The sequence below is a fragment of the Kordia sp. E genome (assembly GCF_056033805.1).
Window position 1 is genome coordinate 79,767 of sequence record NZ_JBRASR010000004.1, and the last position, 15,554, is coordinate 95,320.

A 15,554-nucleotide genomic window follows, 5' to 3' on the forward strand; every position below is an offset into this window, starting at 1 on the left:
TTTGTTTTGTGATTGAATCACAGCATTCAACGATTCATACTTCAAATATAATTTTTTTAGCGCATAGATTATAGGATATTGACATAAAAAAAGCGCTTCTTTCGAAGCGCTTTCATTTTTTATTGTTTTATATCTTTCGCTTTTTCATAATTGAAGAGATAATCAATGTCCATTTCTTGAACTTTACCTAGTTTCGATAAAGTATTCATGTCCACGTCTTTTTTGTTTCCAATTACCATTACATTGTATTGTTCTCCTTTGATGTTTTCATTGAAGAATGCTTTTAAGTCAGCAAGTGTCATTTTCTTAATAGCATTGTACATTGCTTCACGGTGATCGTTATCAATTCCTAGTTTTTGATTTCTTTCATACGTCCAAAAAATATTTGATTTCGTAATACGTTGAGATGCTAATTTTTTCAAAGTAGCTTCTTTTGCAGCATTAAATTGCTTTTCAGCTTCAGGCATGTCATTCATTAAATTCATCATTGCGTCAACTGCTTGTGGCATTTTGTTCGCTTGTGTACCAATGTATGCCATTACATAGTTAGAGTTATCTTTATCTGATGCCTGATTGTAGTATGAATACGCAGAGTATGCTAAAGACTTAGATTCTCTAATTTCTTGAAATACAATTGATGATAATCCTGCACCAAAATATGTATTGAATAATGTTGAAGCTGCCATGTTTTCAGGTTTGAAAGGACTTCCTTTTGCTAAAAACATCATTTCTGCTTGTACCATATCATAATCAACAAAGAATACATTTCCTCCAGTTTCTAGCTCTGTGTATTCTGTCGCTTTTGGATATTCTTTTAATTCATTAGCAACTTTATGGTGTTCATTTAATGCTGTAACTGCAGCATTTACATCTTTTCCATAATAAAATATACGTTGATTGTAGTTTTTGAAGTCTTTTACTAAGTCAACTAATTCTTGAGGATTCATTCCTTCTAAATCACTTTTACTAAATATATTACGTAAACGAGAGTTTTCTCCATATTTAGCATAACTCATTAATCCGCTTTGTAAAATACTTCCTTTACGTGTTTTATTATCTTGTCTACCTTTAACAATCTGAGCGACATATTTATCATATGCTTCTTGATTTGGAACAGCATTAGTCCACAAGTGTGATAATAATTTCAATCCTTCAGGTAAGTTTTCTTTTAAACCATTTAAACCGACATACGATTTTTCAGAACCAGTACTTACATAATAGCTTATTCCTAGTTTGTAAAATTCTTTCTTTAATTCTTCAGCAGAATACTTATCAGTACCTAAATATTCCATGTATCCAACTCCTAAATCAAGTTTTTTGTCATTGTCACTTCCCATGTCAAAAATGATATTCATATCGAATAAATCATTTTGTTCATTTTCAATGTATGAAACCTTGATTCCATTCTCTAATTTTGCTTCTTTGATCTCAGATTTAAAATCAACATACTTAGGTTGTAATGGTGTTGCTTCTTTTGCGTTAAACGCTTGCATAAACGTTGAACTCTTATCTCTGTTTAATTTAACAGGTGTAATTCCTGGATTTTCTACTTTAACAATATTGTTATCAGCTCCTTTACGTTTGTAGGTTACAACATAGTTGTCTTTATAGAATTTATTAGCAAAATCAACTAGTTCTTCTTTTGTTATTTTCTTTAATTCATCTAAAAATCCTACTTTTTTAGCCCAATCTTCATGATGAATAAATGCATTATAATAAGCGCTAGCCAGAGCTGTGCTATTTTCATATTGTTGTGTTTGACTTAATTTTAAATCATTGATAACAGCATCAATCATCCAATCATCAAACTCCCCTTTTTTAAGTTTTTCAATTTGGTCTAATAATAAGTTTTTAACTTCGTCAAGTGTTTGTCCTGCTTTAGGATATCCAGTAAAAGAATGGTATCCGTAGTCATTTAAAAATGTTGGAGAACAACCTGCATACTGCACTGCTTGTTGCTGATTTAAGTTTAAATCTATTAAACCTGCATTTCCATTTGCTAAAATCATATCAGCTAATGTCACAAGTTTTTCGTCTTTACTATCAATACCATTAGAACGAAAAGCAATTGATATGTTTTCAGCAGTTGGACCAAATACTTCTTTTACTATAGGAGATGTAATAACTTCCTCCTTAGGAAGTATTGGATGCGTTACTTCTTGCTTTTTCATTTTACCAAAAGTATTTTCTACTTTTTGGATAGTTTCTTCAAAATCAAAATCTCCAACCAATACCATTGCCATGTTATTAGGTACGTAATATTTGTTAAAATAGTTGTTGATATCAACTAATGAAGGATTTTTTAAATGCTCAGCAGTTCCAATAGTTTTTTGTTGTCCATATGGATGATTTGGAAATAACCCTTCTAACATTGCGTAATATGATTTTCTTCCATCATTATCTTGAGTTCTGTTAAACTCTTCAAATACAGCTTCTAGTTCTGTGTGAAATAAACGCAATACTAATTGACCAAAACGCTCATTTTCTAAGTTTAACCACTTGTCTAGTTCGTTTGCTGGAATTTTATTTTTATAGATTGTTTCCTCAAACCAAGTATGTGCATTAGTACCAGTAGCTCCTAATGAACTTGTCATTTTATCATACTCATTTGCTATACTATAATTAGAAGCTTCTAAAGATACTTCATCAATCTTTTTATATAATTCTTTTTTCTTCTCTGGATCTGTTTCTGCTCTGTGTTGCTCGTATAGGTCTGATATTTGTTCTAAATAGACCTTTTCTTTTTCCCAATCGAGTGTTCCTATTTCATCAGTTCCTTTAAAAACCATGTGTTCTAAATAGTGAGCTAAACCTGTAGACTCTTTAGGATCATAGTTAGAACCTGCTCTTACAGCTATATACGTTTGTATTTTTGGCTCATCACTATTTTTACTTAGATATACTTTTAGTCCATTGTCTAAAGTATATAAACGTAAGCCAGTAGGATCATTTGTAACGGTTTCATATGAAATACCGTTTCCGTCTTTGTGTTGTTCTACTTTGATTACATCAGCGTCAGAACTACCATCTTTTTCTTTACAACTGAAAACCGCTAGTGTACACACGATCAACAGCAACAAATTAATTCTTTTCATTTTAATTTTGATTAGTTTTAGTTTATAGTAACTTAAACGCTAAAAGTATCATTATTATATGTCTAAGTTATAATTCTTTAGACTTTTAACATTTATTTGATTCACGCGTGATACGTATCAATTTTAAATATTATGTTACAGATTAAATGTTAAATTTTATAAGAAGTAATTTTAGTAGTTTTTAACTGTATTTTTATTAAGGAAAATAACTCATTATATAATATATAATACAAAAAAAGTGAACCTAGATTCACTTTTCCTTTTTTTCATGATTATTATTTTTATTAACAAATACCTATTGGTTGACAAGAGATACTTGGAAAACAATTAGCCGTTTGAGGACAAGAGTTAGTTAGGTTACATCCAACTTGTGTACCACAATTATTCGTTCCACAGTCATCTGTAGGAGGTCCACAGATTCCTACTGGTTGACAAGAAATAGTTTTCATTCCTCCTTTTACAGCATCTTGATTTCCTAAATTAGAAATTGATTTTTTGTTAAGTGATAAACTTACTAGATTCTTTTTTTTCATGATTTAAGTATATTATAGTTAATAATTTATCTAAAACTAGAAATAGAAATCTATAATTAAAAGAAAACATTCTTCACATTCATAAATTATAAGGACTAAAAAATAATATAAATATTTGATTTTAAAATATTTACACATAAAAAAACGCATTATCATGTTACTGATAATGCGCTTTATATATTTATAGTTTGAGATAAATTATCCCATTACTTCTGCTACTTTCTTTCCAATTTCTGCTGGAGAGTCTACAACGTGGATTCCACATTCGCGCATAATTGCTTTTTTAGCTTCTGCTGTATCATCAGCTCCACCAACAATTGCTCCTGCATGTCCCATTGTACGTCCTGCTGGCGCTGTTTCACCTGCGATGAAACCAACAACTGGTTTTTTACTTCCACTTTCTTTGTACCATCTAGCAGCGTCTGCTTCTAATTGACCTCCAATTTCACCAATCATAACTACACATTCTGTAGCTGGATCGTTGATTAGTAATTCAACAGCTTCTTTTGTTGTTGTTCCAATAATTGGATCTCCACCAATACCAATAGCAGTTGTAATTCCTAATCCTTGTTTTACAACCTGATCAGCAGCTTCATATGTTAATGTTCCTGATTTAGAAACGATTCCTACTTTACCTTCTTTGAAAACAAATCCTGGCATAATTCCAACCTTTGCCTCTCCTGGCGTAATTACTCCTGGACAGTTAGGTCCTATTAAACGACAGTCTTTGTTTGCGATATACGCAGCAACTTTTGTCATATCGTTTACAGGAATTCCTTCTGTAATTGTAATGATTACTTTGATTCCTGCATTCGCAGCTTCCATAATTGCATCCGCAGCAAATGCTGGCGGTACAAAAATGATTGTAGTATCTGCTCCAACTTTTTCAACTGCTTCTGCAACTGTATTAAAAACTGGTTTGTCTAAGTGAGTTTGTCCACCTTTTCCTGGAGTTACACCACCAACAACGTTAGTTCCGTACTCAATCATTTGACCTGCATGAAATGTTCCTTCACTTCCTGTAAATCCTTGAACAATTATTTTTGAATCTTTGTTTACTAAAACGCTCATTTGATATTTGTTTTTTGGCTGAACAAAAATAGTTTTTTCTAAAGTATTTATAAAGTATTTTTTGAGTTTTATCTATAATTACTTTTGAATACTTAAAACTATTCTTTTTCTAAGTTTTCTATTCGTTCTATCAATTCAGGAATTTGACGAATTGACGCAATTTCTTTGTATTTTTTTCTGAAGTCATCTGCTGGCGTTCCAAAGTAACTTTTTCCACCTTCTAAACCTTTACTTACACCAGATTGTGCAGATATAACTGCCTTTGCTCCTATAGTAATTCCGCTTGTGATTCCTACTTGACCCCAAATGGTAACTTCATCTTCTATGATAACACAACCTGCAATTCCTGTTTGTGAAGCTATTAAACATTTTTTTCCAATCACAGTATCATGTCCAACATGAACTTGATTGTCAATTTTTGTTCCTTCTTTTATAGTTGTATCGCCTGTTACGCCTTTATCTATAGTACATGAAGCACCTAAATCTACATTATCTTCCAAGACTACTCTTCCTCCTGAACGCAGTTTATCAAAGCCTTCAGGACGTTTTTTATAGTAGAAAGCATCTGCTCCTAAGACAGTTCCTGAATGAATTGTAACATTATTTCCTATCACTGCATTGTCATAAATAGCAACATTTGCATGAATTAAACAATCGTCACCAATGGTAACATTGTTTCCAATAAAACAATTTGGCTGAATTACCGTACGTTCTCCAACTTTTGCAGAAGGCGCAACAGAAGCCAACGCACTTACAAATGGTCTAAAATGATTTGTCAGTGTATTAAAATCTCTAAATGGATCATCGGAAATTAATAACGCTTTTCCTTCTGGGCATTCAACTTCTTTGTTTATCAAAACTATTGTAGCCTTTGATTCTAAAGCCTTATCATAGTATTTTGGATGATCTACAAATACAATATCTCCAGCTTCAACCACATGAATTTCATTCATTCCATGTACTGGAAACGAATCATCACCAACATATGAAGTATCGATAATTGCAGCAATTTCTTTAAGCGTGTGTATTCTAGGGAATTTCATCTGTTTGTTTTTTTAAATTAGGTCAGATGTGTAGCGTAAAAAAAAGCTCAATAATAATTATTGAGCTTTTATATGTTTTATTCTTTTATACGTTCCATATAGGAACCTTTTTCAGTTTCAATTTTGATTTTGTCACCTTCATTGATAAATAAAGGAACATTAACTCTTGCTCCAGTTTCAACTGTAGCCGGTTTTGTAGCATTTGTTGCTGTATTTCCTTTAACACCTGGTTCAGTATGTGTTACTTCTAAGATAACACTTGCTGGCATATCTACCGATAATGGTAAACTGTCTTCTGAATTGATTAGAATTTTAACATTTTCTCCTTCTTTTAATAATTCAGGAGCATCTAAGGTAGATTTTTGTAATGTTATTTGATTGTAATCAGATGTATTCATAAAGTGAAACGTTTCCCCATCACTGTATAAATATTGAAATGTATGTGTTTCTACACGAACGTCTTCAATTTTATGTCCAGCAGAAAATGTATTGTCAATTACTTTTCCTGTCGTAACACTTTTTAGTTTTGTACGAACAAACGCAGGTCCTTTTCCTGGTTTTACGTGTAAAAATTCTATGATTTTGAATATGTCGTGATTGTAACGAATGCACAATCCTTTACGAATATCTGAAGTACTTGCCATTTTTTAGTTTTTTAATTTGATGTAATATATCCTTTCATGATACCTCTATGAGAGTTTTTGATGAATTGTAATATTTCATCACGTTCCGTAGTGGCTTCCATTTCCGCTTCAATGATTTCAGCAGCTTGTGTATTATTGTAATTCTTTTGGTATAAAATTCTAAAGATGTTTTGAATTTCACGAATTTTTTCAGTTGTGAATCCTCTTCTACGTAGTCCAACTGAGTTGATTCCCACATATGATAATGGTTCACGAGCTGCTTTTACGTATGGAGGAACATCTTTACGAACTAATGATCCACCAGTTACAAACGCATGATTTCCAATAGAGCAAAATTGATGTACAGCTGTCATTCCTGCTAAGATTACATGATTTCCAACTGTAATATGTCCTGCCAATGTACTATTGTTTGAAAAGATGCAGTTGTCACCTACAATACAATCGTGTGCAACATGGCAATATGCCATAATCAGGCAGTTTTTACCAATTTTTGTTTTCATACGATCAGAAGTACCTTTATTAATGGTTACACATTCACGTATGGTAGTATTATCGCCAATTTCTGTTATAGTATCTTCTCCTTGGTATTTTAAATCTTGTGGTGGTGCCGAAATTACTGAACCTGGAAATATATTACAGTTTTTTCCAATTCTTGCACCTTCCATGATGGTTACATTTGAACCGATCCAAGTTCCTTCACCAATGATAACATTGTTATGGATGGTTGTAAAAGGCTCTACAACTACATTTTTGGCGATTTTTGCTCCTGGATGAACGTATGCTAAAGGTTGATTCATCTACTCTTTTTTAGTTATTTCTATGATTTGATTGTAAAGTACACTTTTTTTAGAAGATGTTACTTTTTTACAATGTCTTCTTCTTTTTTACGTGCTATTTGTGCCATTAATTCTGCTTCTGCCACAACTTTTCCATTTGCATATGCGAATCCACGCATATGGCAAATTCCTCTTCGGATTGGTGTTATTAGTTCAGTTTTGAATACTAATGTATCACCAGGTACTACTTTTTGCTTGAACTTTACTTTATCTATTTTCATAAAGAACGTTAAGTAGTTTTCAGGATCAGGAACTGTACTTAGTACTAAAATTCCTCCTGTTTGTGCCATTGCTTCTACTTGTAATACACCTGGCATTACTGGCGCTCCAGGAAAATGACCCACAAAAAATGGTTCATTCATGGTAACATTTTTAACACCTACCACATGTCTATCAGATAATTCTAATATTTTATCTATTAATAAAAATGGAGGTCTATGCGGCAACATCGTCATAATTTGATTGATATCCATTAAAGGAGTTTTATGCAAATCATACGTTGGTACATTGTTACGCTTTTCTATTTTTATAATTTTAGACAGTTTTTTTGCAAATTGAGTATTTACAAAATGCCCTGGTTTGTTAGCAATTACTTTCCCGCGAATGCGTGTACCTACTAAAGCTAAATCACCAATTACATCAAGTAATTTGTGACGTGCAGCTTCATTTGGATGATGTAACGTAAGGTTATCAAGAATTCCATTTGGCTTTACAGCAATGTCTTCCTTTCCAAATGCTACACGAAGTTTGTCCATTGTTTCTGGTGATAATTCTTTATCAACATACACAATAGCATTGTTTAAATCACCACCTTTTATTAACCCATGTTCTAATAACATTTCTAATTCATGTAAGAAACTAAATGTTCTTGAACTAGCAATGTCCTTTTTAAAGTCAGAAAGATGTTTTAAAGTTGCATTTTGTGTTCCAAGAACTTTCGTACCAAAATCAACCATTGTTGTTACTTGGTATTCATCAGAAGGAATGATTGTGATTTCGCTACCTGTTTCTTCATCAATGTACGAGATGACATCTTTTACGATGTATTCGTCACGAGGCTTTTCTTGTTCAACAATTCCTGCTTCTTCTAGTGCTTCAAGGAAAAATTTTGCTGAACCGTCCATTATTGGTGGTTCAGATTCGTTTAGTTCAATCAGAACATTGTCAATTTCTAAACCTACTAATGCCGCTAAGACATGTTCGCATGTTTGAATTTTAACACCTCTTTTTTCCAATACCGTTCCACGTTGTGTATTTACAACATAGTTTGCATCTGCTTCAATGATTGGGTTTCCTTCCAAATCTACACGCATAAAAGCATATCCATGATTTTCTGGCGCTGGTTTAAAAGTTAAAGAAACCTGTTTTCCCGTGTGTAGTCCAACACCTGTAAGAGATATTTCTTTGGCGATGGTTTTTTGTTTAACAATAATTTCACTCATTGTTGTTTATTTTTTTTTCTAGTTGATTGATTGTTTTTGCAAGTTTTGGAAGATTTTTGAAGTATACATACGATTTGTTGTAGTCTCCATAGTTTAATGCTGGTGAACCTTGCAGTGTTTCACCGTCTTTAATATTTCTTCCTATTCCTGATTGTGCTTGAATTTTTACGTTGTCGCCAATTGTAATGTGTCCTACGATTCCGACTTGCCCACCGATCATACAGTTTTCACCAATTTTGGTAGATCCTGCAATTCCAGTTTGCGCGGCAATGACTGTGTTTTTACCAATTTCGACATTGTGTGCAATTTGAATTTGATTATCGAGCTTCACTCCTTTTCTGATCACTGTTGATCCTAAAGTAGCTCTATCAATCGTAGTTCCAGCGCCAATGTCTACATTCGCTTCGAGTATTACGTTTCCTGTTTGTGGAACTTTAGTGTATTCTCCTTTTTCATTCGGCGTAAAGCCAAATCCGTCTGCACCTACTATAGCGCCACTATGAATTACACAATTGTCACCAATTACAGATTCAGAGTAAATTTTAGCGCCAGCGAAAATAACCACATTGTTACCAATTGTTACATTATCGCCAATGTATGCATTTGGATATACTTTTACATAATCACCAATTTCTACATTGTCTCCCATGTATGAAAATGCTCCAAAATAGAGTTCTTTTCCGTAGTTAGCTGTTTCCGAAATAAAAGCAGGTTGTTCAATCCCGACTTTATTTAGTTTTACTTTATTGTAGTATTCTAATAGCTTTGAGAACGATTTGTATGCATCATCAACCTTTATTAAAGTTGTTGAGATTTCTTCTTCAGCATTAAAATCTTTATTTACGATTGTGATAGATGCACGCGTACTATATATGTACTGTGTGTATTTAGGATTTGCTAAGAAAGTTAAAGAACCTTCTATACCTTCTTCTATCTTTGAAAGTTTGGATACTTCAGTATTTGGATCACCTAAGATGTCTCCTTCTAAAATACCCGCTATTTGTGTGGCTGTAAACTTCATTCCCGCAAAAGTATAAAAAAACTCCTAAAGTTTATCTTTTGGATAACATATATAATATTTTGTGACTAGTTTTGAGAGCGCTTTTAGGTTTAATTGGTCGGAAGCTTTGACAACATCTTGAATTTTTCCGCTTTTCATTAAGATGTTTATATTCTGACTTGTTGTTTTGTATGCTTGATTAGATATTTCGCCTGAGAACACAAAATACGATGCTTCCGCTTCAGTAATTTTATATTTCTCCATTAGGCTTTGCGTTTCATTTTGAACCTTGTTCGTAGAAATCGGCTTGTTCTTTACTTTGATTTGCAATAAATCTCTGTTGATAATCATTTGACAAAGATTTGACAAAACAAAATCATCTTCATTCATCCACTCTTTCATAGCTGAAACGATATCATAATCGTCTAACTTAGCAAATGTATCTAAGGCTTCATCGTTGAAATCTTCTTTAGATATTTCATTTTGAATGAAAAACGATAACGCTGCGCTCGCTTGTAATTCAACTCCTTGCATCGTTAATTCTTTCGCTCTTTTGAGTACGCGAATTAGTAATTGCTCAGCAACTAAACTTGTTTTATGTAAATATACCTGCCAATACATTAATCGTCGGGCAACTAGAAATTTTTCAACCGAATAGATTCCTTTTTCTTCTATGACCAATTCGTCATCAACTACACTTAACATCGTTATGATTCGTTCCGAATTGATGTTTCCTTCTGCAACTCCTGTATAAAAACTATCGCGTTTTAAATAGTCGGCTCTATCCATATCGATTTGACCAGATATTAACTGATACATAAATTTTCTTGGATAGTTTCCTTTGAATATTTCGATGGCAAGCGTTAAACTTCCGTTAAATTCTTTATTTAATTGTTCCATCAATAAGAGTGAAATCTCTTCATGATGTACGCTATTTACAATACTATGTTCCATAGCATGTGAGAATGGTCCGTGACCGATATCGTGTAATAATATAGCAATTAGCAATGCTTGTTTTTCATCTTCAGAAATTTCAACACCTTTAAAACAAAGGACTTGAATTGCTTTTTGCATTAGATGCATACAACCCAATGCATGATGAAAACGTGTATGATGTGCACCTGGATAAACCAAATATGACATGCCCATTTGTGAAATTCTGCGTAAGCGCTGAAAATATTTATGTTCGATTAAATCGAAAATTAATGGATTTGGAATTGTAATAAATCCGTAAATTGGGTCGTTTAAAATTTTAAGCTTATTCCTAGTATTCAACTTACACGTTATTTTAGATAAGCACAAATATAAGTACATTAATTACACACCTTACTAATAATTTATTAAATAAAGACATACATGAGTGCATTCAAGATTCTTTGGGTTGATGATGAAATTGATTTATTAAAACCACATATCCTCTTTTTACAGAAAAAAAATTACGACGTAACTACTTGTACAAGTGGTACAGAAGCTATTGAAATGATTGATGAAGAAAATTTCGATATTGTTTTACTAGATGAGAATATGCCTGGTTTAACAGGAATTGAAACTTTGGCAGAATTAAAGGAAAAACAGAATAACCTTCCTGTTGTAATGATTACAAAAAGTGAGGAAGAATATATTATGGAAGAAGCAATCGGCTCTAAGATTGCCGATTACTTGATTAAACCAGTAAATCCAAATCAGATTTTATTGAGTTTGAAGAAGAATTTGGATCATTCGCGTTTAATTTCTGAAAAAACAACTTCTAATTACCAGCAAGAGTTTCGAAAAATTGCCATGGACATGGCAATGGTAAATACAATTGAAGAATGGATTGAGTTGTATCAAAAATTGATTTATTGGGAATTACAATTAGAAGGTATTGAAGATACTGGAATGTTTGAGATTTTAGAATCTCAGAAACACGAAGCTAATGTTCAGTTTGGTAAGTTTATCGATAAAAATTACCCTGATTGGTTTGGAAACGAAGAAGCACCAATAATGTCGCACACATTATTCAGAGAATTGGTTGCTCCAGAAATTAGCAAAGCACAACCAACATTATTAGTTGTGGTTGATAATTTACGTTATGATCAATGGAAAGCTTTTGAACCAATTGTAAATACACATTATAAAAAAGAGAAAGAAGTTCCTTTTGTGAGTATACTTCCAACAGCAACGCAATATGCTAGAAACGCTATCTTTTCTGGCTTAATGCCTTCAGATATGGAAAAGTTACATCCAGAATATTGGAAGAACGATACTGACGAAGGCGGAAAGAACATGCATGAAAATGATTTCTTAAAAGCACAATTGAAACGTTTAGGATTGAACATAAAACATCAATATCATAAAATTACAAGCCTAAAAGGCGGTAGAAAGCTCGCAGACAACTTTAAATCACAAAAAGACAATGACTTAACAGTTGTTGTTTATAATTTCGTAGACATGCTCTCACACGCTAAAACGGAAATGGATGTTGTAAAAGAATTAGCTTCTGATGACAAAGCATACAGATCGTTAACGCAAAGTTGGTTTAAAAACTCGCCGTTATTAGATATTATACAACAATCGCAACGTTTAGGGTTTAAATTGATTATAACAACCGATCATGGGACTATAAATGTAAAACATCCTTCAAAAGTTGTTGGTGATAAAAACACAAGTTTAAACTTGCGCTACAAAACAGGACGAAGTTTAACGTATGAGCAAAAAGATGTATTGGCTGCTAAAGATCCAAGAACCATTCATTTACCAACAATAAACATGAGTAGTTCATTTATTTTTGCGAAGACAGATTTATTTTTTGCGTATCCAAATAACTACAATCATTATGTAAGTTACTATAGAAACACCTACCAACATGGTGGCGTATCTTTAGAAGAAATGATTATTCCGTTTGCCGTTTTATCGCCAAGATAACGCCATAAATACTAGCTGACTAAGTGATTTTATAGGCAATTAGAGAATTTTTAGTAAATTTGGGGAAAGCCTCAAAAATGAAATGCGTGTGCAAAAAGAATATAATCTTTCGCAAATTGAAGAAATAGCGGCGGCTATTTTGGAAGAATCGAAACACAAAATTATTGCTTTTCATGGTGAAATGGGTGTTGGAAAAACGACACTTATTAAAGTTTTAGCAAAGCAACTAGGTGTAAACGAGTTGACTAATAGTCCAACATTTTCAATTGTGAATGAATATCATACAGCAAAAGATATTTTGTATCATTTTGATTGTTATCGAATAGAAGATGAAGTTGAAGCCTATGATATCGGAATTGAAGATTACTTGTATAGTGATGCTTGGTGCTTTATAGAATGGCCTGAAAACATTGAAAATCTATTACCAAATGATATTACACAAATAAGAATTGAAAAAATCAGCGAACAATTTCGTTCTATTCGTCTAAAAAATTGAACCTTTTAGCGAAAAACAATAACTATAACCTAAAAACAAACCCAAAAGACTGACAAATAAATGACTTTTGTAGTATATTTAAGAAAATTCTTATAGATACGAAAAGAGTAAAAAATTGATAAAAATACGTAGAAAATAAAATATAGTACTTTTCTGAAAATCACTTGTTTAAATGGATAAGTTTGCATCATCGTAAAACTAAAACCTAAAACAAAATGAAATTAAGAAATTATTTATTCGCAGCAGTAGTATTTGCATCAGTAACATTTGTGTCTTGTAACCCAGATAGCATTGCAGACGAAGATAACCCATACGAAACAGAACAAAAACTCGACAGAAATAGCAAAAAAAAGATCAAAGTCCCTAGTAACGGGTAGTATCGTTGCAATACTTATAATCATATCACCATATGTATTTTATCTTTATGAAAGCTTTCCTGATGAAAAAATTTGGGAAACTACTTTTTTCACTTTTGAAAGTAAGCTACAAGAGAGTGTATATTTTACAATGTGGGTAGTTTTAGGTAAATTTGTTCCTTTATGCCTACTGACATTATGGTTTTTCACTTGTAAGCATTGGTGGTATCATGCCATATTAGTACCAATCACAATGTATGCTTTTCAATTATATACAGCAATTAATGATGAAGTACAATACCATGACGATATAGAAATTTATTGGTTGATTCCAATAATGATGATTATAGTTCCAATTGTATATTTCATTCGAATAAAATTATTCGACAAATTAGTTCTGGGTATTGATTTAAAAAAGATCGAAGCAGAATTAGAAGAATACAGACGAAAAGAGTTAGAAGAAAAAAATCTATTAGTAGAATCACAAGAATAATAATAAGTTCATTGAAATAATTTTAAGATATACTATTTTCTATGTATTTCATTCAGTTTAGCTAAAACTAGCAAAAATACGTAGAAAATATATTATGCTTTTTTTAAAGGTAACATTTGGTTATTCAATAAGTTTGACCCATCGTTAAACTAAATAATCTAAATTAATTAAGATGAAAACTAAATTCTACCTTTACCTATTAGCAGCTGTATCAACAATTTTATTTGTATCTTGTAATCCAGATAGCATTGCTGATGAAGACAACCCATACGAAACAGAACAAGGAGTTGACAGAAAAGAAATCAAACACGTACACGTCGGTTAGAAAACGGCTTATAATTGATAGCTTAATAATTTTAATTATTCTGACATCGCCTTTTATATATTATTTATACGAATATATTCCTAAAGTTAGTGAATGGAAAATACTCTTATTCACAATAACAGATAATGGCTACGGTGATGTATATATTGCCTTTTGGATATATTTAAGTAAGATCGTACCTCTAACTCTATTTATAATTTGGTTTCTAACTTGTAAGCATTGGTGGTATCATATTATCTTAGTTCCTATGATAATGTATGCTTTTCAATTCGTAAATGCCTTTTTTAAGAATTCAATGAATGTAGATGAGATTGAAATATATTGGGTTATTCCTATAGTAATGGTTATTGCTCCAATAATATATTTAATAAGAATAAAACTATTTGATAAACTAGTTTTAGGAATTGATTTAAAAAAGATTGAAGCAGAGCTTGACGAATATGATCGTAAAGAAAAAGAAGCTCAAAACATAAATGAACTAAAATAAATCTGTATATTCGCGAAAATACTTACGAAAAAATACAAAAAACTTTAAATTCTACGACTTTTGTTGAATTAACCCAAATTCAACAAAAGTACGTAGAAAATATATATTGCTAATTTTCTGGTAATTAGTAGGTTATTCAATAAGTTTGACCCATCGTTAAACTAAATAACTAATTATCACATGAAAACTAAATTCTACCTTTACATTTTAGCAGCCGTATCAACAATATTATTTGTATCTTGTAACCCAGACAGTATTGCTGATGAAGACAATCCATACCAAACCGAAGAAGGAGTTGACAAAGATAAAGTCAAACTTCCAAGGCATAACTAAAAACAGATTAATCAAATCTACTATTGTTGCTTTTTTAATAGCGATAACACCATACATATTTTATTTATATGAAAGTTTCCCAAAAGAAAAGTCTTGGGAAACTTTTCTATTTACATTTGAAAGTAATTATTATGAAAATGTTAGAATGGTTGGATGGGTATGTATGAATAAAATCATACCCTTATTTTTATTAATTTTATGGTTTCTGACATGTAGAGATTGGTGGTATCATGTTATTTTAATTCCAATTGCCATGTTTGCTTTTCAATTAATACAAGCAATCAATGATGAATCTAAACAATTTGATGAATTGGAAATTTACTGGCTAATTCCAATAATGATGATTATAATACCTATCGTATATTTTATTAGAATAAAATTATTTGACAAACATGTTTACGGAATTGATCTAGCTAAAATGGATGCCGAACTAGCGGAATACGAACGAAAAGAAAAAGAAATGGGAGAAGAAAATAAATAGTATTTTTTAACTTCA

General features: G+C 31.8%; 15 protein-coding genes. 6 read left to right on the forward strand and 9 right to left on the reverse strand.

Annotation, left to right across the window (positions count from 1 at the left end):
• Positions 1-119: 119 nt before the first annotated feature.
• From ACUUYC_RS19820 to ACUUYC_RS19860, 9 genes are all read right to left on the reverse strand, one after another.
• Positions 120-3,095: a M16 family metallopeptidase gene (locus ACUUYC_RS19820; RefSeq protein WP_474268643.1), complete on the reverse strand. Its 2,976-nt coding sequence runs from the start codon at positions 3,093-3,095 to the stop codon at positions 120-122.
• A gap of 284 nt (positions 3,096-3,379) precedes the next feature.
• Positions 3,380-3,628 carry a hypothetical protein gene (locus ACUUYC_RS19825; RefSeq protein WP_474268645.1) on the reverse strand — a complete coding sequence of 83 codons (249 nt, stop codon included), beginning with the start codon at positions 3,626-3,628 and terminating at the stop codon, positions 3,380-3,382.
• A 198-nt stretch (positions 3,629-3,826) separates the two neighbouring features.
• Positions 3,827-4,699 carry a succinate--CoA ligase subunit alpha gene (gene sucD, locus ACUUYC_RS19830; RefSeq protein WP_474268648.1) on the reverse strand — a complete coding sequence of 291 codons (873 nt, stop codon included), beginning with the start codon at positions 4,697-4,699 and terminating at the stop codon, positions 3,827-3,829.
• A gap of 98 nt (positions 4,700-4,797) precedes the next feature.
• On the reverse strand, positions 4,798-5,742 hold the full coding sequence (locus ACUUYC_RS19835) for a UDP-3-O-(3-hydroxymyristoyl)glucosamine N-acyltransferase (RefSeq protein WP_474268650.1): 945 nt from the start codon (positions 5,740-5,742) through the stop codon (positions 4,798-4,800).
• A gap of 77 nt (positions 5,743-5,819) precedes the next feature.
• Positions 5,820-6,386, reverse strand: coding sequence for an elongation factor P (efp, locus tag ACUUYC_RS19840; protein ID WP_474268651.1), 567 nt, complete (start codon positions 6,384-6,386; stop codon positions 5,820-5,822).
• Positions 6,387-6,397: 11 nt separating this feature from the next.
• Positions 6,398-7,183, reverse strand: coding sequence for an acyl-ACP--UDP-N-acetylglucosamine O-acyltransferase (gene lpxA / locus ACUUYC_RS19845; RefSeq protein WP_474268653.1), 786 nt, complete (start codon positions 7,181-7,183; stop codon positions 6,398-6,400).
• 59 nt (positions 7,184-7,242) lie between these two features.
• Entirely contained in the window at positions 7,243-8,664 is a 1,422-nt protein-coding gene (locus ACUUYC_RS19850) for a bifunctional UDP-3-O-[3-hydroxymyristoyl] N-acetylglucosamine deacetylase/3-hydroxyacyl-ACP dehydratase (RefSeq protein WP_474268656.1), read from the reverse strand.
• Positions 8,657-9,685 (reverse strand): UDP-3-O-(3-hydroxymyristoyl)glucosamine N-acyltransferase, encoded by a 1,029-nt coding sequence (gene lpxD, locus ACUUYC_RS19855; protein ID WP_474268659.1) that lies wholly within the window; start codon positions 9,683-9,685, stop codon positions 8,657-8,659. The genes ACUUYC_RS19850 and lpxD overlap by 8 nt, the downstream gene beginning before the upstream one ends.
• 24 nt (positions 9,686-9,709) lie before the next feature.
• The gene (locus ACUUYC_RS19860) at positions 9,710-10,939 is read right to left on the reverse strand and encodes an HD domain-containing protein (protein WP_474268661.1); all 1,230 of its coding nucleotides are present in this window, start codon (positions 10,937-10,939) and stop codon (positions 9,710-9,712) included.
• Between the two features lie 81 nt (positions 10,940-11,020).
• Here ACUUYC_RS19860 and porX point away from each other — a divergent pair, with 81 nt between their 5' ends.
• From porX to ACUUYC_RS19890, 6 genes are all read left to right on the forward strand, one after another.
• Entirely contained in the window at positions 11,021-12,568 is a 1,548-nt protein-coding gene (porX, locus tag ACUUYC_RS19865) for a T9SS response regulator signal transducer PorX (protein ID WP_474268663.1), read from the forward strand.
• Positions 12,569-12,614: 46 nt separating this feature from the next.
• Positions 12,615-13,064 (forward strand): tRNA (adenosine(37)-N6)-threonylcarbamoyltransferase complex ATPase subunit type 1 TsaE, encoded by a 450-nt coding sequence (gene tsaE, locus ACUUYC_RS19870; RefSeq protein ID WP_474269305.1) that lies wholly within the window; start codon positions 12,615-12,617, stop codon positions 13,062-13,064.
• Positions 13,065-13,571: 507 nt separating this feature from the next.
• Complete coding sequence (locus ACUUYC_RS19875) at positions 13,572-13,913, forward strand: hypothetical protein (protein WP_474268665.1); 342 nt, start codon at positions 13,572-13,574, stop codon at positions 13,911-13,913.
• A 172-nt stretch (positions 13,914-14,085) separates the two neighbouring features.
• Positions 14,086-14,238, forward strand: coding sequence for a hypothetical protein (locus tag ACUUYC_RS19880; protein ID WP_474268667.1), 153 nt, complete (start codon positions 14,086-14,088; stop codon positions 14,236-14,238).
• A 295-nt stretch (positions 14,239-14,533) separates the two neighbouring features.
• Positions 14,534-14,725, forward strand: coding sequence for a hypothetical protein (locus tag ACUUYC_RS19885; RefSeq protein WP_474268670.1), 192 nt, complete (start codon positions 14,534-14,536; stop codon positions 14,723-14,725).
• A 262-nt stretch (positions 14,726-14,987) separates the two neighbouring features.
• Positions 14,988-15,539 carry a hypothetical protein gene (locus ACUUYC_RS19890; RefSeq protein ID WP_474268672.1) on the forward strand — a complete coding sequence of 184 codons (552 nt, stop codon included), beginning with the start codon at positions 14,988-14,990 and terminating at the stop codon, positions 15,537-15,539.
• The last annotated feature ends 15 nt before the right edge of the window (positions 15,540-15,554 follow it).

Excerpts from the sequence above, each read along its gene's own strand:
- lpxA (WP_474268653.1), bottom strand. The coding sequence starts at position 7,183 with ATGAATCAACCTTTAGCATACGTTCATCCAGGAGCAAAAATCGCCAAA.
- ACUUYC_RS19825 (WP_474268645.1), bottom strand. The coding sequence starts at position 3,628 with ATGAAAAAAAAGAATCTAGTAAGTTTATCACTTAACAAAAAATCAATT.
- ACUUYC_RS19875 (WP_474268665.1), top strand. The coding sequence starts at position 13,572 with ATGTGGGTAGTTTTAGGTAAATTTGTTCCTTTATGCCTACTGACATTA.
- ACUUYC_RS19850 (WP_474268656.1), bottom strand. The coding sequence starts at position 8,664 with ATGAGTGAAATTATTGTTAAACAAAAAACCATCGCCAAAGAAATATCT.
- ACUUYC_RS19820 (WP_474268643.1), bottom strand. The coding sequence starts at position 3,095 with ATGAAAAGAATTAATTTGTTGCTGTTGATCGTGTGTACACTAGCGGTT.
- ACUUYC_RS19890 (WP_474268672.1), top strand. The coding sequence starts at position 14,988 with ATGAAGACAATCCATACCAAACCGAAGAAGGAGTTGACAAAGATAAAG.
- efp (WP_474268651.1), bottom strand. The coding sequence starts at position 6,386 with ATGGCAAGTACTTCAGATATTCGTAAAGGATTGTGCATTCGTTACAAT.
- lpxD (WP_474268659.1), bottom strand. The coding sequence starts at position 9,685 with ATGAAGTTTACAGCCACACAAATAGCGGGTATTTTAGAAGGAGACATC.
- ACUUYC_RS19885 (WP_474268670.1), top strand. The coding sequence starts at position 14,534 with ATGAATGTAGATGAGATTGAAATATATTGGGTTATTCCTATAGTAATG.
- sucD (WP_474268648.1), bottom strand. The coding sequence starts at position 4,699 with ATGAGCGTTTTAGTAAACAAAGATTCAAAAATAATTGTTCAAGGATTT.
- ACUUYC_RS19835 (WP_474268650.1), bottom strand. The coding sequence starts at position 5,742 with ATGAAATTCCCTAGAATACACACGCTTAAAGAAATTGCTGCAATTATC.
- ACUUYC_RS19880 (WP_474268667.1), top strand. The coding sequence starts at position 14,086 with ATGAAAACTAAATTCTACCTTTACCTATTAGCAGCTGTATCAACAATT.
- porX (WP_474268663.1), top strand. The coding sequence starts at position 11,021 with ATGAGTGCATTCAAGATTCTTTGGGTTGATGATGAAATTGATTTATTA.